General features: G+C 67.5%; 20 protein-coding genes, 1 tRNA gene and 1 riboswitch. Of the genes, 13 read left to right on the plus strand and 8 right to left on the minus strand.

The features are described from left to right. Positions 1-113: 113 nt before the first annotated feature. Entirely contained in the window at positions 114-4,073 is a 3,960-nt protein-coding gene (locus PGN27_RS01015; RefSeq protein WP_335325184.1) for a bifunctional nitrate reductase/sulfite reductase flavoprotein subunit alpha, read from the plus strand. Between the two features lie 80 nt (positions 4,074-4,153). Continuing rightward, positions 4,154-4,363 carry a hypothetical protein gene (locus PGN27_RS01020; RefSeq protein ID WP_335324410.1) on the plus strand — a complete coding sequence of 70 codons (210 nt, stop codon included), beginning with the start codon at positions 4,154-4,156 and terminating at the stop codon, positions 4,361-4,363. A 7-nt stretch (positions 4,364-4,370) separates the two neighbouring features. On the opposite strand, the gene PGN27_RS01025 is transcribed toward PGN27_RS01020, so the two are convergent. From PGN27_RS01025 to ilvD, 3 genes are all read right to left on the minus strand, one after another. Next, positions 4,371-5,378 carry an ABC transporter substrate-binding protein gene (locus PGN27_RS01025; RefSeq protein WP_335324411.1) on the minus strand — a complete coding sequence of 336 codons (1,008 nt, stop codon included), beginning with the start codon at positions 5,376-5,378 and terminating at the stop codon, positions 4,371-4,373. After that, entirely contained in the window at positions 5,378-6,160 is a 783-nt protein-coding gene (locus tag PGN27_RS01030; RefSeq protein WP_335324412.1) for a methyltransferase domain-containing protein, read from the minus strand. The genes PGN27_RS01025 and PGN27_RS01030 overlap by 1 nt, the downstream gene beginning before the upstream one ends. Before the next feature lie 57 nt (positions 6,161-6,217). Next, positions 6,218-6,403, minus strand: a riboswitch (cobalamin riboswitch). A gap of 7 nt (positions 6,404-6,410) precedes the next feature. Continuing rightward, the gene (ilvD, locus tag PGN27_RS01035; protein ID WP_335324413.1) at positions 6,411-8,255 is read right to left on the minus strand and encodes a dihydroxy-acid dehydratase; all 1,845 of its coding nucleotides are present in this window, start codon (positions 8,253-8,255) and stop codon (positions 6,411-6,413) included. Between the two features lie 75 nt (positions 8,256-8,330). On the opposite strand from ilvD, the gene PGN27_RS01040 reads away from it, so the two are divergent. Further along, entirely contained in the window at positions 8,331-9,164 is an 834-nt protein-coding gene (locus tag PGN27_RS01040) for a helix-turn-helix transcriptional regulator (protein ID WP_335324414.1), read from the plus strand. Positions 9,165-9,210: 46 nt separating this feature from the next. Here the strand turns inward: PGN27_RS01040 and PGN27_RS01045 are convergent. After that, positions 9,211-9,296 (minus strand) — tRNA-Leu (locus PGN27_RS01045). A gap of 126 nt (positions 9,297-9,422) precedes the next feature. On the opposite strand from PGN27_RS01045, the gene PGN27_RS01050 reads away from it, so the two are divergent. Both PGN27_RS01050 and PGN27_RS01055 read left to right on the plus strand, forming a co-directional pair. Further along, positions 9,423-10,754 carry a M20/M25/M40 family metallo-hydrolase gene (locus PGN27_RS01050; RefSeq protein WP_335324415.1) on the plus strand — a complete coding sequence of 444 codons (1,332 nt, stop codon included), beginning with the start codon at positions 9,423-9,425 and terminating at the stop codon, positions 10,752-10,754. 16 nt (positions 10,755-10,770) lie between these two features. Next, entirely contained in the window at positions 10,771-11,304 is a 534-nt protein-coding gene (locus PGN27_RS01055; RefSeq protein WP_335324416.1) for a YbhB/YbcL family Raf kinase inhibitor-like protein, read from the plus strand. Here PGN27_RS01055 and PGN27_RS01060 read toward each other — a convergent pair. From PGN27_RS01060 to PGN27_RS01070, 3 genes are read right to left on the minus strand one after another with little or no spacing between them, the layout of a single operon-like run. Then, positions 11,301-12,353 carry a quinone-dependent dihydroorotate dehydrogenase gene (locus PGN27_RS01060; RefSeq protein WP_335325185.1) on the minus strand — a complete coding sequence of 351 codons (1,053 nt, stop codon included), beginning with the start codon at positions 12,351-12,353 and terminating at the stop codon, positions 11,301-11,303. The genes PGN27_RS01055 and PGN27_RS01060 overlap by 4 nt on opposite strands. 11 nt (positions 12,354-12,364) lie before the next feature. Next, a complete protein-coding gene (locus PGN27_RS01065; protein WP_335324417.1) occupies positions 12,365-12,607 on the minus strand; it encodes a DUF5703 family protein in 243 nt (80 codons plus the stop codon). Next, positions 12,604-13,617 carry a YncE family protein gene (locus tag PGN27_RS01070; RefSeq protein ID WP_335324418.1) on the minus strand — a complete coding sequence of 338 codons (1,014 nt, stop codon included), beginning with the start codon at positions 13,615-13,617 and terminating at the stop codon, positions 12,604-12,606. Before PGN27_RS01070 ends, PGN27_RS01065 begins: the two co-directional genes overlap by 4 nt. 108 nt (positions 13,618-13,725) lie before the next feature. On the opposite strand from PGN27_RS01070, the gene PGN27_RS01075 reads away from it, so the two are divergent. The 8 genes from PGN27_RS01075 to PGN27_RS01110 all read left to right on the plus strand — a co-directional run bounded on the left by PGN27_RS01075 (position 13,726) and on the right by PGN27_RS01110 (position 20,253). Continuing rightward, positions 13,726-14,037 (plus strand): hypothetical protein, encoded by a 312-nt coding sequence (locus tag PGN27_RS01075; RefSeq protein ID WP_335324419.1) that lies wholly within the window; start codon positions 13,726-13,728, stop codon positions 14,035-14,037. 52 nt (positions 14,038-14,089) lie between these two features. After that, the gene (locus PGN27_RS01080; protein ID WP_335325186.1) at positions 14,090-14,920 is read left to right on the plus strand and encodes an undecaprenyl-diphosphate phosphatase; all 831 of its coding nucleotides are present in this window, start codon (positions 14,090-14,092) and stop codon (positions 14,918-14,920) included. 25 nt (positions 14,921-14,945) lie between these two features. Beyond that, positions 14,946-15,629 (plus strand): histidine phosphatase family protein, encoded by a 684-nt coding sequence (locus PGN27_RS01085; RefSeq protein WP_335324420.1) that lies wholly within the window; start codon positions 14,946-14,948, stop codon positions 15,627-15,629. A gap of 33 nt (positions 15,630-15,662) precedes the next feature. After that, positions 15,663-16,250, plus strand: coding sequence for an Rv2134c family protein (locus PGN27_RS01090; RefSeq protein ID WP_030135533.1), 588 nt, complete (start codon positions 15,663-15,665; stop codon positions 16,248-16,250). Further along, the gene (locus tag PGN27_RS01095; protein ID WP_335324421.1) at positions 16,234-17,070 is read left to right on the plus strand and encodes an Rv2133c family protein; all 837 of its coding nucleotides are present in this window, start codon (positions 16,234-16,236) and stop codon (positions 17,068-17,070) included. The genes PGN27_RS01090 and PGN27_RS01095 overlap by 17 nt, the downstream gene beginning before the upstream one ends. A gap of 90 nt (positions 17,071-17,160) precedes the next feature. Then, entirely contained in the window at positions 17,161-18,012 is an 852-nt protein-coding gene (locus PGN27_RS01100; RefSeq protein WP_418888542.1) for a 3'(2'),5'-bisphosphate nucleotidase CysQ, read from the plus strand. A 102-nt stretch (positions 18,013-18,114) separates the two neighbouring features. Then, positions 18,115-19,353 (plus strand): cysteine--1-D-myo-inosityl 2-amino-2-deoxy-alpha-D-glucopyranoside ligase, encoded by a 1,239-nt coding sequence (mshC, locus tag PGN27_RS01105; protein WP_335324423.1) that lies wholly within the window; start codon positions 18,115-18,117, stop codon positions 19,351-19,353. 21 nt (positions 19,354-19,374) lie between these two features. After that, positions 19,375-20,253 (plus strand): SDR family oxidoreductase, encoded by an 879-nt coding sequence (locus PGN27_RS01110; RefSeq protein WP_335324424.1) that lies wholly within the window; start codon positions 19,375-19,377, stop codon positions 20,251-20,253. 75 nt (positions 20,254-20,328) lie between these two features. Here PGN27_RS01110 and PGN27_RS01115 read toward each other — a convergent pair whose 3' ends face one another. Beyond that, positions 20,329-21,198 carry a PAC2 family protein gene (locus PGN27_RS01115; RefSeq protein ID WP_335324425.1) on the minus strand — a complete coding sequence of 290 codons (870 nt, stop codon included), beginning with the start codon at positions 21,196-21,198 and terminating at the stop codon, positions 20,329-20,331. Positions 21,199-21,478: the final 280 nt, after the last annotated feature.

Consider the following 21,478-nt stretch of genomic DNA (forward strand, 5'->3'; position numbering starts at 1 on the left):
GACTCGGCCTCACGAAGCGCTCACCGCGGGGATGAGCGTCTTGTGAGGCCGAGTTTTCCTTGCCATAACGTCGCCTCAAAGGAGCCGGAACAGTGCCAGCACACGATGGTGGCATGTCGGTGACCACGCGGACCGCCTGCTCGTATTGCGGTGTGGGCTGCGGGATCGAGGTCACCACCACAACCGATCGCACTACCGGTCTGCCGGTGATCGCCAAGGTCAACGGTGACAAGCTGCATCCCACCAACCACGGCAGGTTGTGCACCAAGGGCGCCACTCACGCCGAGCTGATGGCCGCGACCGAGGGCAGGATGACCACCGCATTGGTGCGTCCCGAGCGGGGTGGCGAGCCGATGGAAACCCCGGTCGAAGAAGCCGTGGCGCAAGCCGGAAACCGGCTGCGGGCCATCGTCGACGAACACGGGCCCGACGCGGTCGCGCTGTATGTATCGGGCCAGATGTCGCTGGAGGCACAATATCTGGCGACCAAGCTGGCCAAGGGTTATCTGCGCACCGTGCACATCGAATCGAACTCACGGTTGTGCATGGCCAGCGCGGGCACCGGCTACAAACAATCCCTCGGCGCCGACGGACCGCCGGGTTCCTACACCGATTTCGATTCGGCGAACCTGTTCTTCGTCATCGGCGCGAACATGGCCGATTGTCATCCGATCCTGTTCCTGCGCATGGCCGACCGGCTCAAGGCCGGCGCCAAGATGATCGTCGTCGACCCCCGGCGCACCGCCACCGCCGACAAGGCCGACCTGTACCTGCCGATCGCACCGGGTACCGACCTCGCACTGCTCAACGGGCTGCTGCATCTGCTCGTCGTGAACGGAGACATCGACGAGGAATTCATCGCCGAACACACCGAGGGTTGGCAGGATATGCCGGCGTTCCTCGCCGATTACCCGCCCGCCCGGGTCGCCGCCATCACCGGGTTGGACGAGGCAGATATCCGCACCGCCGCATCGATGATCGCCGCGGCAGGGGAGTGGATGACGTGCTGGACCATGGGCCTGAACCAGAGCACCCACGGCACCGGGAACACCAACGCCATCTGCAACCTGCATCTGGCCACCGGTGCGATCTGCCGGCCGGGAAGCGGGCCGATGTCGCTGACCGGACAACCCAACGCGATGGGCGGCCGCGAGATGGGTTATATGGGACCGGGCCTGCCCGGTCAGCGGGCGGTGCTCTCGGCCGAGGACCGGGCGTTCTGCGAGGAACAATGGGGCCTGGAACCGGGCACAATCCGGTCCGACGTCGGCCCGGGCACGGTAGCCATGTTCGAACAGGCCGCCGCCGGTGAGATCAAGGCCTGCTGGATCATCTGCACCAATCCCGTTGTCTCCGTGCCCAACCGATCGACCGTCATCGCCGCCCTGGAAGCGGCCGAGCTCGTCATCACCCAGGACGCCTATATTGACACGGCCACGAACCGTTACGCCGATATCGTGCTGCCTGCCGCACTGTGGTCCGAGTGCGACGCGGTGATGGTCAACTCCGAGCGCAACATCACCCTGCTGCAGCAGTCGGTGGCACCGGTGGGCCAGGCGCGGCCGGACTGGGAGTTGATCTGCGGTGTCGCCGAATATCTGGGTTTCGGTGACGATTTCGCCTACAAGTCCAGCGCCCAGATCTTCGACGAGATCCGTCGCTTCGCCAATCCCCGCACGGGATACGACCTGCGCGGCGTCAGCTATGACCGGCTGCGTGAGACACCCGTGCAATGGCCCTGCCCACCCGCCGATCCCGACGACCGCCACCCCATCCGATACCTCAATGACGGTGTATCGCAGACCCTGCACGTCGACGCCGACGGGCACCGGCCCCGGCTGGCGTTTCCGACACCGTCACGGCGGGCACAATTCCTCGCCCGGCCGCACATGGACCCGCGCGAACTGCCCGATGACGATTATCCGATGGTGCTCAACACCGGTCGGCTGCAGCATCAGTGGCACACCATGACCAAGACCGGACGCGTGGCCAAACTCAACAAACTCGATGCCTCGCCGTTCGTCGAGATCCACCCCGATGATGCCGCGGCGCTGGGCATCACCGCCGCCCACCACGTCGAGCTCACCTCCCGGCGTGGTCGCGTCGTGTTGCCCGCAGCCATCAGCGAACGGGTGCGCCGGGGCAACGTGTGGGCGCCGTTCCACTGGAACGACGAGCACGGCGAGTATCTCGCCGTCAACGCCGTCACCAACGATGCCGTCGACGCGGACTCCCTGCAACCGGAACTGAAAGTGTGTGCCGTGCGGCTACGGCCCATCGAGGTGGCCGCCCCCGATCCGCTCGGTCTGCGCACGGCCGCACCACAATTCACCGACGACGAGAGGCTCTACCTGTCCGGGTTCTTCACCGGTTTGGACGCGACACCGGGCGGCGTCCCGGTCTTGCCGCTCTCGGCGCCGGTGCGCCCGGCGGTCCGACTGTGGGTCGACGGACTGCTGGCGGGCACCTACTCACGCACACCCGAGCAACCCGCCACCGGGCCATTGGTGCTGTGGGCTTCCCAGACCGGCAACGCCGAGGAGTTCGCGACCGGGCTGGCCGCGCGGATCGCCGGCGCCCGATCGGTCATCATGGACGAGGCAACCTTGGACGATGTCGCCGCGGCGACCGAGGTGTTGGTGATCACCAGCACCTTCGGTGACGGTGGGCCACCGGACAATGGTGCGGACTTCTGGGACCGGTTGTGCCGCGCCGACGCGCCACCGTTGACCGGGGTGCGTTACTCGGTGCTCGGTATCGGAGACAAGGCGTACGCCAACTTCTGCGGTCACGCCAAGGCCCTGGATGCCCGCCTGGCCGAGCTGGGCGCGGTCCGGACACACGAGCTGGTCGAGTGCGAATCGCACGACGAGGCACCGATGGCCGCCTGGGCCGCCGCGGTCACCACCGCACCTACCGCTACCGCACCCGAACACACGCGTACAACCACACCCGCTCCACCGTTGACCCGCGGCAATCCGCTGTCGGCGCCGGTGAGCCGCAACATTCGCCTGACCCCGGTGGCGGCCGCCAAGGAAGTGCGCCACATCGGGTTCGACATCACCGAGCATGCCGCCGAACACGGCATGAGCTATGCCGCCGGGGATTCCCTCGGGGTGTTCGTCGGCAACGATGCCGACTCGGTGCGGGCCTGGCTGGCAGCCACCGGACTGTCCGGTGACGAGATCGTCGAGGTCGACGGCGCCGAGGTCGACCTGCGCACCGCGCTGACGCATTCCTATGACCTGTGCAAGGTGACCCCGAACCTGCTCGGGTTCGTCACCGAGCGGTGCGCGCAGGCGAAGGTGCTGCGTCGATCCGGCGCGAAACTCGACAGCTGGCTCGCCGGCCGCAACGGTCTGGACATCGTCGGGGAGTTTCCCGTCCGGGCCGACGCTGCCGAATGGCTGGACGCGCTCGTCCGGCTCACCCCCCGGCAGTACTCCATCTCGTCGAGTCCGTTGGTGAGCCCGGACGAGGTGCAGTTGACGGTGTCGGTGGTGCGCTATCGCACCGCCCGGGGCATCACGCGCGGCGGCGTCGCCTCGACGTTCCTGGCCGACCGGGCACAGGCAGCACCGGTGTTCGTGCAGCGCTCGCCGAACTTCCGCCCGCCCGAGGACTCGACGACACCGATGATCATGGTGGGACCGGGCACCGGGATCGCGCCGTTCCGGGCGTTCCTGCAGGAGCGTCGCGCACTCGGCCACCGCGGCCGCAACTGGCTGTTCTTCGGTGACCAACATCGCGACCAGAACTTCTATTACCGCGAAGACGTGCAGGGCATGGTCGACGACGGCTTCCTCAGCCGACTGGACCTCGCCTTCTCACGCGACCAGCCACGTCGGGTGTATGTCCAGCACAAGATGGCCGAACGCGGCGCCGACCTGTGGCGCTGGCTGCAGGACGGTGCGCATTTCTACGTCTGTGGTGACGCGAGCCGGATGGCCGCCGATGTCGACGCGGCGCTGCTGGCGATCATCCGCAAGCACGGATCGCTGTCCGTCGAGGCCGCCAACGATTACAAGAAGGAGCTCGTCGCCACCAAGCGATACGTCCGTGACGTGTATTGATCGATCAGCGTGAATAAAAATCCACTCGCGTTGGTTGCATGTGTCGTACGAACCAGAACTTGGATCAGGAGACACGAAACATGAGTTGGCAGACCGGTGACACTGTGACCGCCAGCCGCGAGATCGACGAAATGGATGTCCAGACGGTGCCGGAAGGCGCCGTCGGCACGGTGGCCGAGACCACGGTCTTCGGAAAGCCCAAGGTGGTCTGCTTCACAGTGCCCACGGTGTGGGGCAACAAGCGCGCCTGCGTGCACGTGCACCGCGGCGACGTGGAACTGGCCGGCTGACGCCCAGTCAGCTGTTCCTTCTCAGGACGTCGGCGATCATCTCCACGGCGTCGACATTGCGCAGTGACGGGTCCAGCGCGGTGCCGGGTACCACGACATAACGCTGTTCGCGGACGGCGGTGAGCTGCCGGGCCAACGGATCGCTTTCCAAGAAGGCGATCTTGGCGGCGGCAGTGTCGCCGTCGTCGCCGCGGGTCAGGTCGGCGAGCACCAGCACGTCGGGATCGCGGTCCAGAATCGCTTCCCAGGACGTTTCCGGCCACAGTTGGCGGCTGTCGGCGAAGGCATTACGCGCGCCGACGGCATCGGTGATCATTCCCGGGGCGCCGCAGCAACCCGCGATATAGGGCGCCCTGGTCGCCGAGTACCAGTACATCAGGCTGGTGTCGGAGGAGTTCAGACCGTCGGTGGCGGACCGGACTCGATCTTTCAGTGACGTCACGAGTCGTGCCGCTTCCTCGTTGACCCCGAATATCTGTGCGATATCTCCGATTTCGATATAGATGTCCTCGAAGGTCAAGGCGCGGTGCTGTTCGGCCTGCTGTCCGCTGCACTCGCTCGCCGACAGGTAGGTGGGGATGCCCAACTCGGAAAAGCGTTCCCGCGATGCGACGCCCTGGTCGGAGAACGTGTAGGCGAACGTCGCGTAGACGAAGTCGGGTTCGGTGTCCAGAACGGTTTCCAGCGAGGGGAAATCGGCGCTCAGTTCGGGAACCTTCGCGTTGGCCTCGGCGAGTTGCGCCGGCACGGGTTCGTTCCACGATGCGGTGCCGACCATCCGATCGGCCAACCCCAGGGTGAGCATCAGCTCGGTCGCTGGCTGATTGATGGAGATGGCGCGTGCCGGCGCAGCGGCAACCTCGACGTCGACGCCGCAGTTCTGCAGTGCGACCGGGAATCCCGCGCCGGCCGCCGGTGTCGCCGATGCGCCGGCCGGGTCGGGAGTCCGGGTACCGCATCCCGAGACCAACATCGACACCGCGCCCAGAGCGCCGATGACGCGCTGCCACGACATCACTTGACCCCCATGACCACGTAGTCGTCGAGCAGTTGCCAGACGGTGGCGACCTCGGAGAAACCGGCTTGGGCCAATGCAGCGAGATGGAAGTCCACCGCCGTGGTGGGCGGTGGGTTTCGGTGCGCAAACCGCTGCTCGCGCAGTGCCGCCAAGTCGGCTACGCCGTCGCGCGCGGTCGCCGTGGACCACCACTGATCCCAGGTGGGCGATCCCGCGGCGTGTGCCCGCGCCTGGGTGCCGGCGTCGTGTGCTTCGGCCAGCCTGCGCAGGGTCGGCTGGCGACCGTCGAACCGGAAGTGGTCGCCATTGAGCAGAATGCCGTTGTCGGACAGCATCTCTGCCGCAGCGGTGTACACGCTCAACAATGTTTGCGGGGTCAGCCAGTGCAGCGCGGTTGTGGAGACGAACGCCGATATCGGTGTGCCCGCCGTGGCCGTCGCCACCGCGTCCGGCCAGGTGTCCTCGGCAAGGTCGGCCTCGACGACGATGACACGGTCATGGGCGCCGAGCGTCCGACCGGCCAGATCGAGCAGCAGCGGGTCGAAATCGAGGGCGATCACCCGGGCACCGGGGAGTGCGTCGAGGATGCGGGCGCTCAACGATCCCGGCCCGCAGGCCAGGTCGACGACCACGGGTTCCTCGCCGCAGGCCAGTCCGATGATGTCGGTGATGGCACGGAAGCGGGATTCGCGGCCCGCGATATAGGCCGATTGTTGGTCATCCCACGCCCGTACGAGGTCGGCGGGATCGGCGAGATCGCCATGGACAGATGCGGACATGAGGGATTCCTTCGGCATCAGGGGCCTGATCAGCGAGACCCGGTGACAAGCCGCGACACGCCGTCGCGGATGCCAGCAGGTATTCGGACTCGGGGGTCGTCCTCGGCGGGACGCCTTCCCGGGAGCATGCACTCCCAGTGGCACGTGGCCCGCCTCGTCATCCCCTCACCGCTGCGCGTCAGTCCCGGATTCACACCGGGTTCCCTACTCCCTGCGGAGGTGACTGGCCCGCACAGGCTAGCAGGGTGAGCTACACCGCATCGATGTCTCGGGCCGCGCCCTTGTCGGCCGAGAGTGCCAGCGCGGCGTACGCACGCAGGGCCGCCGACACCGTGCGAGGCCGATCCTTGGGCCGGTACCCGCCCGCGGCCTCCAGGGCCACGCGCCGACGCTCCAGTTCCGCGTGCGGCACGTCGACCTCGATGCTGCGGCGCGGGATGTCGATGGTGATCAGGTCACCGTCGGCGACCAACGCAATGGTGCCGCCGGCGGCCGCCTCGGGGGAGACGTGGCCGATGGACAGACCCGACGTACCGCCGGAGAACCGACCGTCGGTGATCAGTGCGCATTGCGTGCCCAGCCCGCGGCCCTTCAAATAGGCCGTCGGATAGAGCATTTCCTGCATGCCCGGGCCGCCCTTCGGCCCCTCGTAACGGATCACGACCACATCGCCGGGCTGCACCCGTCCGGAAAGGATGGCGTCGACGGCGTCCTCCTGCGATTCCAGCACCACGGCCGGACCGGAGAACGTCCAGATGGATTCGTCGACGCCGGCCGTCTTGACGATGCAGCCGTCCACCGACAGGTTGCCGCGCAGTACGGCCAGCCCGCCGTCGGCGGAATAGGCGTGGGCCACATCACGGATGCAACCGCTCTCGGCGTCGGTGTCCAGGCTGTCCCACCGCTCGGACTGGGAGAACGCCGATGCCGACCGCACGCATCCGGGGGCGGCGTGGAACAGTTCGACGGCCTCCGCCGACGGGGATCCGCCGCGAATATCCCATGCGCGCAACCACTCCGCGAGCGAGCCCGAGTGCACGGTGTGCACCGTCTCGTGCAGATGACCGCCCCGCCACAGCTCGCCGAGGATGGCCGGGATACCGCCGGCGCGGTGCACATCTTCCATCAGGTAGTGACCATTGGGGGCAACCTTGCACAGGCACGGGATGAGCCGGCTGCGCTTCTCGATATCTTCCAAGGTGTAATCCAGTTCGGCCTCGCGGGCGGCGGCCAGCAGGTGCAGCACGGTGTTGGTGGATCCGCCCATCGCGATATCGAGTGCCATCGCGTTATCGAATGCGTCGCGGGTGGCGACGTTGCGGGGCAGGACCGAGGCGTCATCGTCGTCGTAGTAGGCCCGCACGATGTCCATCACCGTGCTACCGGCCTTTTCGTAGAGCGCGCGGCGCGCGGTGTGGGTGGCCAGCACCGAACCGTTGCCGGGCAGGGCCAGCCCGAGCGCCTCGGTGAGGCAGTTCATCGAATTGGCGGTGAACATCCCCGAGCACGAGCCACAGGTCGGGCAGGCAGCCTCCTCGATGCGCGAGATGTCCGCGTCGGAGACATCGGTGTTCACCGCATCGGCGATGGCCGACACCAGGTTCAATCGGGTCTTGACCGTGCCGTCGACCAGGACGGCGGTGCCACCCTCCATCGGGCCGCCGGAGACGAAGACGGTCGGGATGTTCAGGCGCAGCGCGGCCATCAGCATGCCGGGAGTGATCTTGTCGCAGTTGGAGATACACACCAGCGCGTCCGCGCAGTGCGCGTTGACCATGTACTCCACCGAGTCGGCGATGAGCTCACGGGACGGCAGCGAATACAGCATTCCGCCATGACCCATCGCGATACCGTCGTCGACGGCGACGGTGTTGAACTCGCGCGGAACCCCACCGGCCGCCGAGATGGCCTCGGAAACGATGCGGCCGACGGGCTGCAGGTGGGTGTGCCCCGGCACGAACTCGGTGAAGCTGTTGGCCACCGCCACGATGGGCTTGCCGATATCGGACCCGGCGACGCCGGCGGCCCGCAACAGCGAACGCGCGCCGGCCATATTGCGACCGTGGGTGACCGTGCGAGATCTCAGTTCTGCCATAACACACAGCGTGGCATCAAGGGCCTCTACGTGGGAAGACGGTGCTGATACTAGAACTGGCACTACCATCGGAGGATGAATACACGCAGCAGGCAGCGCCGCGCGCTGGGAGAGTTCCTGCGGGCCCGCCGGGAGGCCGCCGCACGTGAGGACCTCGGATATGACCCCATGCCGCGGATGCGCACCAGCGGCCTGCGGCGTGAGGAGGTCGCACTGGCGGCCGGGGTGAGCGTCACCTGGTACACGTGGCTGGAGCAGGGCCGCGAGATCAACCCCTCGCGTCAGGTTCTCGATGCGGTCAGTACGGCCCTGCGGCTGACGCCTGCCGAACGTGACTACGTGCGCAGCCTCGGCGGTCATGCCCCGGACCCGGTTCCTTCGGACGTGCCGACGCCCGCGCACGTGCAACGCTTCCTGGACGCGCTGGCCGGCTACCCGGCGTTCGCGATCGGACCGTTCTGGGAGATCACCGCGTGGAACGGTGCCTACGCCGCGCTGTACCCGAACATCGCGGTGACCGCCGAGACCGACCGCAACCTGCTCTGGCTGATGTTCATGGACCCCGCGATCCGGGAGTTGTTGCCGGACTGGGAGAACGACAGCAGCCGCTTCCTTGCCGAGTTCCGCGCAGAGGCGGGATCGCGAGCGGGGGAGCCGGCCTACTCGACACTGGTCGACAGGCTCCGCGCGGCCAGCGAGCATTTCGAGTCGCAGTGGCGCCGCCGCAGTGTGCAACGGTTCACCTCGCGGGAGCGTCGCTTCTTCCGTGCCGGGATCGGGGAGATGCGCCTGGAACACCATCAGTTGGCGCCGGTGGATGTGCCGAACATCCAGATCGTGGCCTACCTGCCGGTGCCCGACAGCGGAGCGGCCGAACGGTTGGCCGCGCTGGTGGCCGGCGCCCGATAAATCGATACGGCCCCGGTTGAGCAACCGGGGCCGTACCGAGAAATTGTGTCCGAGGGGGGACTTGAACCCCCACGCCCGTTAATAGGGCACTAGCACCTCAAGCTAGCGCGTCTGCCATTCCGCCACTCGGACATTCTCCGCGCCGTCGGCGAGGAGCGACTAAGGCTAACGGATAGGGGCGGTCGGACCCAAACCAGCCCGTCGGCGCCGGTGCGCCACCCTGTCCGGGCAGACACCGGCGATGGTACGAATGGGGTTGTGACCGTCCAGCCCAGCGCCGCCGACGAGGTGGTCGACCTCGTCAGCACCCTCATCCGTTTCGACACCTCCAACACCGGAGATCCGGCGACCACGCGGGGCGAGGCGGACTGCGCGCAGTGGGTGGGCGACCGACTGCGCGAGGTCGGCTACACCACCGAGTACGTCGAGGCCGCCCCCGGTCGCGGCAATCTGTTCGCCCGGTTGCCGGGTGCGGATCGCTCGCGCGGCGCTCTGCTGATCCACGGACATCTGGACGTCGTGCCCGCCGAGCCTGCCGACTGGAGCGTGCACCCGTTCTCGGGTGCGGTGAAGGACGGCTATGTCTGGGGCCGCGGCGCGGTCGACATGAAGGACATGGTGGGCATGATGATCGCCGTCGCCCGCCACTTCAAACGTGCGGGCATCGTCCCCCCGCGCGATCTGGTCTTCGCGTTCGTCTCCGACGAGGAGCACGGAGGCACCTACGGTGCACAGTGGCTCGTCGACAATCGGCCTGATCTCTTCGACGGCGTCACCGAGGCGATCGGCGAGGTGGGTGGTTTCTCGCTGACCGTGCCGTCGCGGCACGGCGGCGAGCGCAGGCTGTATCTGGTGGAGACCGCCGAGAAGGGCATCGCCTGGATGCGGCTGTCGGCGCGGGGCCGCGCCGGGCACGGCTCGATGGTGCACCAGGACAACGCGGTCACCGCGGTCGCCGAAGCCGTCGCAAAGCTGGGCAGACATCAGTTCCCGCTGGTACTCACCGAACCGGTGGCGCAGTTCCTGGCGGCGGTCGCCGAGGAGACCGGCTACGAATTCGACATCGACTCACCCGATCTCGACGGCACCATCGCCAAACTCGGTGATATCGCCCGCATCGTCGGGGCCACGCTGCGCGATACCGCCAACCCGACGATGCTCAAGGCCGGCTACAAGGCCAACGTGATCCCGGCAACGGCCGAGGCCGTCATCGACTGCCGGGTGCTGCCCGGACGTCGCGAGGCCTTCGAACGCGAAGTCGACGAGCTCATCGGGCCCGACGTGGTGCGCACCTGGGAAAGAGATCTGCCGTCTGTCGAGACCACCTTCGACGGTGATCTGGTCGATGCGATGAACGCCGCGCTGCTGGCCGTCGATCCCGAGGCGCGGATCGTGCCGTACATGCTCTCCGGTGGCACCGATGCAAAAGCATTCTCACGCTTGGGGATTCGCTGCTTCGGCTTTGCCCCGCTGCGGTTGCCGCCGGATCTGGACTTCGCCGCGTTGTTCCATGGCGTCGACGAACGGGTACCCGTTGACGCACTACAGTTCGGCACCGAGGTGCTCGAGCATTTCCTCACCAACTGCTGACCAGAAGAGGGGCGATATGACCGCAACACCCGCAGATCCCTACGCCAACCTGCCGAAGCTGCCGACCTTCGAGCTGACCTCGGAGACCTTCGCCGACGGCCAGCCCGTAGGCAACGACCAGGTCAGCGGCATCATGGGTGCGGGCGGCAAGGATGTCTCACCCCAGCTGAGCTGGTCGGGCTTTCCCGAGGAGACGCGTAGCTTCGCGGTCACCGTGTACGACCCGGACGCTCCGACGCTGTCGGGGTTCTGGCACTGGGCCGTCGCCGACCTGCCCGCCACGGTCACCTCGTTGCCCGCCGACGCCGGTAACGGCGATCCGCTGCCCGGCAACGCGGTGACGCTGACCAACGATGCGGGACTCAAGCGTTTCCTCGGTGCCGCGCCCCCGGCCGGACACGGCCCGCACCGCTACTACGTGGCCGTGCATGCACTGCCGGTGGAGTCACTCGAGCTGCCCGACGGCGCCACCCCGGCCTTCCTCGGGTTCAACCTCTTCGGTAAGGCCATCGCTCGCGCCGTGCTGCATTTCACCTACGAACAGAACTAGAAGCGGGTCTCCGCGCCGACTGCCTCCGACAGCGAGGCGAACCCGCCCTCGCGCAGTCGGCGCGCCAGGCCGTCGTGGATCTGCTTGGCGTACAGCCCACCGCCGTAGACGAACCCGGTATAGCCCTGCAACAGCGACGCGCCGGCCAGGATGCGTTCCCAGGCGTCCTCGGCGGTCTCGATGCCGCCGACGCTGATCAGCACCAGTTGGTCACCGACGCGGGCGTAGAGCCGACGCAACACCTCAAGGGCTCGCCGGGCGACCGGTGGACCGGACACCCCGCCGGCGCCGAGCTCGTCCACACCAGGGGTCTGCAAGCCGGCCCGAGAGATGGTGGTGTTGGTGGCGACGATGCCGGCCAGGCCCAATTCGACGGCCAGATCGGCGATATCGTCGATATCGGAGTCGGACAGATCGGGAGCGATCTTCACCAGCACCGGCACAGTGACGACCGCACGAACCGCGGCGAGGATGGGTCGTAGCGACTCCACCGCCTGCAGATCGCGCAGCCCCGGGGTGTTCGGTGAGCTGACGTTGACCACCAGATAGGACGCCAGCGGACCGACCAACCGCGCGCTGGTGACGTAATCGTCGACCGCCTGCTCGGCGGGGGTGGTCTTGGTCTTGCCGATGTTCACCCCGATCGGTACATCGGGGCGGTGGGATCGCAGTTGCCGGGCCAGGGCCGCGGCACCGTGATTGTTGAAGCCCATCCGGTTCAGCAGACCGCGGTCGGCGGGCAGCCGGAACATCCGCGGTGCCGGATTCCCCGGTTGGCCCTCGGCCGTGACCGTGCCGATCTCGGCATACCCGAAGCCCAGTGGGCCCCAGGTCTGCAGACCGTGGCCGTCCTTGTCGAAACCCGCGGCCAGCCCGAGCGGCGCCGGAAAGCGCACACCGGCGACCGTGCTGGCCAGGATCGGGTCCACCGCGCCCAACCTGGCCGACAGGACGCGGCGGCTCCACCCGGTCGATGTGGCCAGCCGCAGTATCGCGAACACGACGGCATGAATACGTTCGGGCGCGACGAGGAAGAACGCGCGCCGCATCAAGCGGTAGATCACAGGGCAGGCTGCTCTCCGAGTACGGTCTTCTTGCGCCGCAACAACACGCGCCTGCTCCCATCGGTATAGAGCCGCACCTTGGTCAGCTCCCAGCCGCGATACTGCGCCTCGATGGACAAGCGCACCGACGCCGACAAACGCGTGACGTCGGGGGGTAAGCGCAGCGGCACCCATTCGTAGTCCTCGGAAAGGTCACCGGCCCAGCCCGCGGGCATCCGGCTTCGTGCCACCGTCGTCATGACCTACTCGCCCCCTTGATCACCTGCACCCCGGCACCAACACCGGAGACCACATAGAGGGTGTCGCCGGCATCGTCGAAGGCCAAGGTATTGGGTTGCTGCACAGTCCTATAACGCACCTTTTCAACGGGTATTCCGGTAGCCAGATCGTAGCCAATGACGGTGTTGGTCGCCGTCTGTGACACCCAGGTCATCTTCGCCGACCCGGTCACGCCGTAGGGTGCCTCGCCCACCGGATAGCGCTGTCGAAGGATCAGCGGGTCGGTGCCGAAGACCAGCAGGGCGCCGCCTCGGGTATCGGTGACGAGCACCCGTCCCGCCGGGTCGACGGTCATCGAGGTGGCACCCTCGCCGGCGCGCAACGCCTGCTCCGGCTTGGTGCCGCCCTCGTCGATCTCGGTGACCGAGGTCTGGCCGCGGTCCAAGACGACGACCGAATCATCTTGAGTGACAAGGGCATCGACACGTGCGAAGTTCTTCAGACTCGCGCCGACCTCGGTATCGGAGCGCAGCGTGAACACCGTGCCGTCGGCGCTGCCGAGAACCAGCGTCCCGTCGGTGTTGCGGCCGATCGCGGTGAAATCGGTGTCGGCGTGGTCCTTGATCTCCACCGGGGTGGCGGCGCCGGCGGCGACGTTCGCTCGCACATATCCGCCACGGATGGACAACCAGACCTCCCCGGAACCGTCGCCGGTGATCGCGGTGGCCGCCGCGGGCAGCTCGATGGTGCGCGTCCGCCCGTCGGCGGGCACCACGGTCAGGCGATCGGGAGGGCCCAACACGACCGCCGAGGAGGTGCGGATATCGAAGACGGCGGCCATTCCCGGCGCGGCCAACGGCGTCACGACACCGTCGACGGCGCCACTGACCTGTGGCGACACGGCCGGTGTTGCGACGGGGATGGTCGGTGGTGGCGAATCGGCAGGCGTCGACGAGCACGCCGACGCGACGCCGACAACCAGTGTCAATGCCGAGAGTGAGCGCACCCGGAATACGGGTTTCGTGGTCATGGGCCTTCAAAACTCCTGATTCCGCATTCCGCCTGCGTTCGCGTTCGCGCTTTGCGCAAAGTTTGCCAATGGGGACCTAACCGTCAATTTGTGGGTATGGTGCGAGCTATGGCACTGGCTCCGGAGACCGAACTGTCGGCAGGCGAGTTCGCCATCGAGCACGTCTCGACGGGCGTGCACGCCAGCGGGTTCGGAACCCTCGGTGATGGCCGCAGCTTCTCCTTTCACGTCGAGGACCGGCAGAACCTGGTTGTCGAGGTGTACCGGCCCCGGCTGAGCGGGCCCGTCCCGCAGCGCGAGGACGTCATCGCCCGCACGTCCCGCAGTCTGAAAGATATCGATCTTGCCGATGAGCGCAGCGTAGCGGCCACCGTGCGTGATGCCGTCGCCGGAGCGGAGCCGGTGCGCGCGACGCGGTGACCAGGCCCCCACGGTACGGTCGTCCGCGTGATGAGAGATGTCCATGCCTGAGATGTCCTGGTTGCAGGTCGTCGTGCTTGCGGTCGTCCAGGGACTGACCGAGTTTCTGCCGGTGTCCTCGTCCGGTCACCTCGCGATCGTGTCCGAGGCGTTCTTCGGCGCCGACGCCGGCGCGTCGTTCACCGCCGTGGTGCAGATCGGTACCGAGGTGGCCGTCCTGCTGTATTTTGCCCGCGATATCGGGCGGATTGTGACGGCCTGGTTCGGCGGATTGCGTGCCCCCGACCGGCGCACCCCGGACTACTGGCTGGGCTGGTGGGTGATCATCGGCACCATCCCCATCGGCATCTTCGGTTTCACGCTGCAACATTTCATCCGCGATGACGTCCGCAATCTGTGGGTCATCGCCACCGCGCTGATCGTGTTCTCCTTTGTCATCGCCGCCGCGGAGTATTTCGGAAAGCAAACCCGTCCCATCGAGCAGTTCACGCTGCGCGACAGTCTGCTCATCGGTTCGGCCCAGGCGCTCGCGTTGATCCCGGGTGTCTCACGTTCCGGTGTGACGATCAGCACGGGGCTCTTCCTGGGACAGAAGCGCGAGGCCGCGGCCCGCTTCGGTTTCCTGCTGGCCATCCCGGCGGTGTTGGGTTCCGGGCTCTACGAACTGAGCCACGTGTTCGAGCCGGGCGACACCGGTATGAGCGCCAGCGTCGCGCAGATCGTGCTGGGCACAGTCATCGCCTTCGTCGTCGGGTATGCCGCCGTCGCGTGGTTCCTGAAGTTCCTGGTCAACCACAGCATGTACTGGTTCGTCGGATATCGGATCACCCTCGGCGTCGTCGTGATGATCCTGCTGGGCGCCGGGGTCCTCGCCGCGAAATGACCCCGCCGACCCGAAGGGCCCGTCCGTGACCGTCATCCTGCTGCGGCACGGCCGCTCCACCTCAAATACCGCGCACACCCTGGCGGGCCGTTCGGCGGGCGTCGACCTCGACGACACCGGGCGCGAACAGGCCGAGGCGCTGGTCGCCCGGATCGGATCACTACCGGTCAAGGCGATCGTGCGCTCGCCGCTGCTGCGGTGCGCGAACACCGTGGCCCCGCTGGCCGCCGCTCTCGGTATCGAGCCGGCCGTCGAGGAGCGGATCACCGAGGTGGATTACGGCGCATGGACCGGGCGCAAGATCGCCGAACTGTTCAAAGAGCCGCTGTGGAAGGTGGTGCAGGCGCAACCGAGCGCGGCCGTCTTTCCCGACGGTGAAGGCCTGGCGCAGGTGCAGGCCCGCGCCGTCGCGGCGATCCGCGAACACGACCGGCGGCTGTCGGAAACGCATGGCGGCGACGTGTTGTGGATCGCCTGCACCCATGGCGATGTCATCAAATCGGTGCTCGCCGATGCGCTCGGTACGCACTTGGACAGCTTCCAGCGCATCACGGCCGACCCCGCATCCATGAGCGTCATCCGCTACACCGAGATGCGGCCTTTCGTGCTGCATGTCAACCACACCGGCGACGGGTTGACTGCCGCGCTGAGCACCAAACCGGCCGCCACCCCTGCCGGTGACGCGGTCGTCGGCGGCTCCACCGATTGAGTCCGGCCGCTACCGGCTATTTTGAAAGGTGCCATGGCCCGCGCAATTCACGTCTTCCGCTCACCCGACCGTTTCGTGGCCGGGACCGTCGGGCAGCCCGGGAACCGCACGTTCTACCTGCAAGCCGTCCACGACAAACGGATCGTGTCGGTGATGCTGGAGAAACAGCAGGTGGCCGTGCTCGCCGAGCGCATCACCGCGCTGTTGGTGGAGATCAATCGCCGGTTCGGCACGCCGATCCCGCCCGATACCGGCGAGATCGACGACCTGCAACCCCTCGAGATGCCCGTGGACGCGGAGTTCCGGGTCGGCACGATGGGGCTGGGTTGGGATGCCGAGGCGCAGACAGTGGTAGTCGAGCTGCTCGCGGTCTCCGACACCGAGTTCGACGCCTCGGTGGTGCTCGACGATGCCGAGGAGGGACCCGATGCGGTCCGGGTCTTTTTGAGCCCGGAATCGGCACGGGAGTTCGCGACCCGGTCCAACCGGGTCATCTCGGCCGGACGGCCGCCGTGCCCGCTGTGTGACGAACCGCTCGATCCCGAAGGCCACATCTGCGTGCGCACCAACGGATATCGGCGCGGTGCCTTCGGCGGGACAGATGATGAACCGCCCTTCTGATGCCGATCTCGCGGAACTGCTGAGCACCGGCGAGCTGAACGTTCTCGGGCGCATCCGCTCGGCGAGCAACGCGACGTTCCTGTGCGAGTCCACCCTCGGGGAGCAGACCGTGCACTGTGTGTACAAGCCGGTCGCCGGGGAGGCGCCGCTGTGGGACTTCCCGGACGGCACGCTGGCGGGCCGCGAGCGGGCGGCCTATCAGATCTCGGCGGCACTCGGCTGGGATATCGTGCCGCACACCGTCATTCGCGGCGGTCCCGCCGGAATCGGCATGGTGCAGGTGTGGGTCGACCAGCCCGGTGACGGATTGACCGACGGACCATCCGAGGATGACGGCGACGATGGTCTGGACCTGGTCGACCTGGTGCCCGCCGGGAAGGTGCCCGCCGGTTATCTGCCCATCCTGCAGGCCTATGACCAGTCCGGTGACGCCGTTCTGCTGGTGCATGCCGACGATGACCGGCTGCGGCGGATGGCCGTGTTCGACGTCCTGATCAACAATGCCGACCGTAAGGGCGGGCACATCCTCGCCGGTGTTGACGGCCGGGTCCGTGGCGTCGACCACGGTGTGACCCTGCACACCGAGGACAAGCTGCGCACGGTGCTGTGGGGATGGGCGGGCAAGCCGGTCTCTGACGACTCGCTGAGCGCCATCGACCAGTTGCGAGTCAGTGTGCGCGACGGCTTGGCTGACCAGCTGCGCGAACACCTGACCGCCGCCGAAGTGGCCGCACTCGGTGCGAGAATCACTGCACTGCTTGACGATCCGGTGATGCCGTCACCGGATCGGCACCGCCCGATCCCATGGCCTGCCTTCTGAGCGCGGGTACCCGACCAGCCGTCGCCGCGGCCCCACCGCGATACTTGTCCGGTGACTCTCGCCGCGCATACCGACGCCGAGGTGGCCGCGATGGTGGCCGCCGAAGCCGGGGAGCTGCTGCTGGCCGTCCGCGAGGAGGTCGGTTTCTACGACCCTTACGAACTCGGTGACGCCGGCGATCGCCGTGCCAACACCTTCATCCTGAATCGCCTGGCCGAATTGCGCCCGGGGGATGCTGTGCTGTCCGAAGAGGCCGTCGATGACCTGTCCCGGGTGCATGCCGACCGGGTGTGGATCGTCGACCCCGTCGACGGCACCCGTGAGTATTCGATGGCCGGGCACGCCGACTGGGCTGTGCACATCGCGCTGTGGCAAAGGCACGGCATTGCGCCCGGAGCCGCCCCGGCGGCGACCAACCAGACCGGAGCCGCCCCGGCGGCGACCGACCGGCCCGGAGCCGCCCCGGCGGCGACCAACCAGCCCGGAGCCGCCCCGGCGGCAACCGATGACCGGGGTGCCATCACCGACGCCGCCGTGGCCCTGCCCGCGCTGCACCAGGTGTATCGCACCGACACCGTCACCCCACCGCTACCGCGACGCGACGGTCCCATCCGGATCACCGCCAGCGCCTACCGACCACCGGCCGTGCTGTGGTGGTTGCGCGAACAGATGGACATCGAGGTCGTCCGGATCGGCTCGGCCGGCGCGAAGGCGATGGCCGTGGTGCGCGGCGATGTCGACGCCTACATCCATGCCGGCGGGCAGTGGGAGTGGGATTCGGCCGCCCCCGCAGGCGTTCTCTGGGCCGCAGGTCTGCACGCCACCCGGTTGGGCGGGGCGCCGCTGGTCTACAACCGGCGCGATCCCTATCTGCCGGATCTGCTGATGTGCCGGCCCGAGCTGGCGGGCCCGCTGCTCGACACCATCCGCTCGGCCTTCTGAGGATGGGTTCGGGGAATGAACCGGCCCTGCTACTTGTCGGTTCCTGGCGAAAGGCAGATCCAACGGAGGGCACCGGTGAGCCAACAACCTAGAGTCGACGTCATGCAGTCCTGGCCGGCGCCGACCGTTCCCACGTTGCCGGGCGCCGGTGTCGCGCTGCGGCTCTACGACACCGCCGACCGCCAGGTGCGCCCGGTTTCGCCGGGTCCCACGGCGACCATGTACGTCTGCGGGATCACCCCCTATGACGCCACCCACCTCGGGCACGCCGCCACCTATCTGACCTTCGACCTGGTCAACCGGGTATGGCGGGACGGCGGCCACGACGTGCATTACGTCCAGAACATCACCGATGTCGACGACCCGCTGTTCGAGCGGGCCGACCGCGACGGTATCGACTGGCGCGAACTCGGTGATCGCGAGACACAGCTGTTCCGCGAGGACATGACCGCCCTGCGGGTGCTGCCGCCGCGCGACTACGTGGCGGCCACCGATGCCATCGCCGAGGTCGTCGAACTCGTCGAGAAGATGCTGGCCTCCGGGGCCGCCTACGTCGTCGACGATCCGCAGTATCCCGATGTGTACTTCCGTGCCGATGCGACCCGGCAGTTCGGCTACGAGTCCGGTTTTGACCACGAGACCATGTCCCGGTTGTTCGCCGAGCGCGGTGGTGACCCGGACCGCGCAGGCAAGGCCGATCCGCTCGACGCCCTGCTGTGGCGTGCCGAACGTCCCGGCGAGCCGAGCTGGCCGTCACCGTTCGGCGCGGGCAGGCCCGGCTGGCACGTGGAGTGTGCGGCGATCGCGCTGACCCGCATCGGCACCGGCCTCGACATCCAGGGCGGCGGATCGGACCTGATCTTCCCGCACCACGAGTTCTCGGCCGCCCACGCCGAATCCGTGAGCGGCGAACGGCGCTTCGCCCGGCACTATGTGCACTCCGGGATGATCGGCTGGGACGGCCACAAGATGAGCAAGAGTCGCGGCAACCTGGTGCTGGTATCGCGGTTGCGGGCCGACGGGGTGGATCCTTCCGCGGTGCGGCTTGGTCTGTTCGCCGGTCATTACCGGCAGGACCGGTTCTGGAGCGATGACGTCCTGGCCCAGGCCCAGGCGCGGCTGCAGCAGTGGCGGGCAGCCACCGCGCTGCCGGCAGGTCCCGATGCCACCGATCTGCTGAGCCGTGTCCGCGGCTACCTCGCCGATGACCTGAATACCCCGAAAGCGCTTGCCGCCGTTGATGGTTGGTGTACCGACGCATCGACCTACGGCGGCACCGACCCGACGGCACCGGGGCTGGTCAGAGACCTCGTCGATGCGTTGCTCGGGGTCCGGTTGTAACCGCCGAGTAGGTTGTCGGCCATGAGCTCACTGCACGGCAAGGTCGTCTTCATCACCGGGGGAGCGCGCGGTGCGGGCGCCGAGGTGGCCCGCAGACTGCGCCGCAAGGGCGCCAGCCTGGTGCTCACCGATCTGGACGAGGCACCGCTGGCGGAACTGGCCGCCGAACTCGGCGGGCCTGCGCACGTGCTGACCGCGCTGGCCGATGTTCGTGACCTATCCGCCATGCAGCAGGCCGCCGATGCCGCCGTGGAACGATTCGGCGGCATCGATATCGTCGTGGCCAACGCCGGGATCGCCAGCTTCGGCTCGGTGCTGCAGGTCGATCCCGAGGCGTTCCGGCGCGTCATCGACGTCAACATCGTCGGCGTGTTCAACACGGTGAGGGCCACCCTGCCCGCCGTCATCGAACGCCGCGGCTATGTGCTGGTGGTGTCCTCGCTGGCGGCGTTCACCTCAGCGCCGGGGCTGGCCGCGTACCACGCGTCGAAGGCCGGCGCCGAGTACTTCGCCAACACCTTGCGCCTGGAGGTCGCCCATCACGGGGTCGATGTCGGATGTGCGCACATGAGCTGGATCGACACCCCGCTGGTCCAGGACGCCAAGGCCGACCTGTCCACGTTCCGCGAGATGCTCAGGCGCATGCCGGGACCGCTGAAGAAGACGACGACGGTCGCCGAGTGCGGAGAAGCGTTCGTGAAGGGCATCGAGGCACGGAAGAAGCGCATCTACTGCCCGAACTGGGTCGGGGCCTTCCGGTGGATCCGCCCGGTGGTCTCCACCGCACCGGCCGAACGCGATATCCGCAGGTTCACCCCGGAGCTCCTGCCGCAGCTCGACGCCGAGGTTGCCGCGCTCGGACGGTCACTCAGCGCCCGCACCGAGGCGCTGGAGGACTGAACCCCCGCCGAGTGGCCGGTTATTGCACGCGAGAATCGAGAATGCGTGGCATAAGTGGCCACTGGGCCGAAAGAACTACCGGCCGCGCCGGCGCAAGTACCGCTCGAACTCCGCCGCCAGTGCATCCCCGTCGATCTTTCCCAGCGCGTCGTTCATATCGACCTCGGCATCCCCGCGTTCCTCAAGGGACTGCACGTACTCGGCGATCTCGTCGTCCTCGGCGGTCATCTCGGTGACGGCCTGCTCCCACTCCTCGGCGGCACTCGGCAGATCGGCCAGCGGCACCTCGATATCGAGCACGTCTTCCACCCGACGCAGCAGCGCCACGGTGGCTTTGGGGTTCGGCGGCTGCGACACGTAATGCGGCACCGCCGCCCAGAACGTCACCGCGGGTATCCCGGCCTGCACGCAGGCATCCTGGAACACCCCGGCGATCCCGGTCGGCCCCTCGTAGCGAGTCTCTTCCAGCCCGAAGAACTTGGCCGAGTCGGCGGAGTAGGCGGCGCCGGAGACCGGCACCGGGCGGGTGTGCGGGGTGTCAGCCAGCAGCGCACCGAGGATCACCACGGTGTCGACATTCAGCTTGTCGGCGATTGCCAGCAACTCTGCGCAAAATGTGCGCCACCGCATATTGGGTTCGACGCCGTGCATCAGCACGATATCGCGGTCGCTGCCGGGCGGGCGGCAGTGTGAGATGCGCATCGAGGGCCAGACGAGCTCCCTGGTCACTCCGTCGATCTGCCGGATCACCGGGCGATTGACCTGGTAGTCGTAGTACGTCTCGTCGTCGATCTCGACGATGGTCTCGGCCTCCCAGATGGAGTCGAGGTGTTCGAGCGCACCGCTGGCCGCATCACCGGCGTCGTTCCAGCCCTCGAAGGCCGCGACGACGACGGTGTTCTGCAGGTTCGGCAGGCGGGGGCCACTCGCATCCGACGGTGTCACTCTGCCAGCGTAAGCCCTGACCGGCGGTCATGAGTCCTGCCGGGCCGCGTGGCGAACGGGCATCCGTCGCCGGGGCGCGCTCCGACGGGTGCCAAACCCGGTTGACGGGCCCGATTACCCTGTTTTGGTGGTTGCCGACACCGTTGTCGGCGAGCCCGTCGAGACGAAATATGTTCGGCGGCAATCGCGTTGATCATGATTGCCGCGTGGTCGCCGACAAGGCCCTGGTCAGGGTCGGTGCCGGCGACATCATGGGCGTCCAGACGTCGTTTGGGGGACG

Origin of the sequence: Mycolicibacterium neoaurum, from assembly GCF_036946495.1 — a bacterium.
Classification (GTDB): Bacteria; Actinomycetota; Actinomycetes; order Mycobacteriales; family Mycobacteriaceae; genus Mycobacterium; species Mycobacterium neoaurum_B.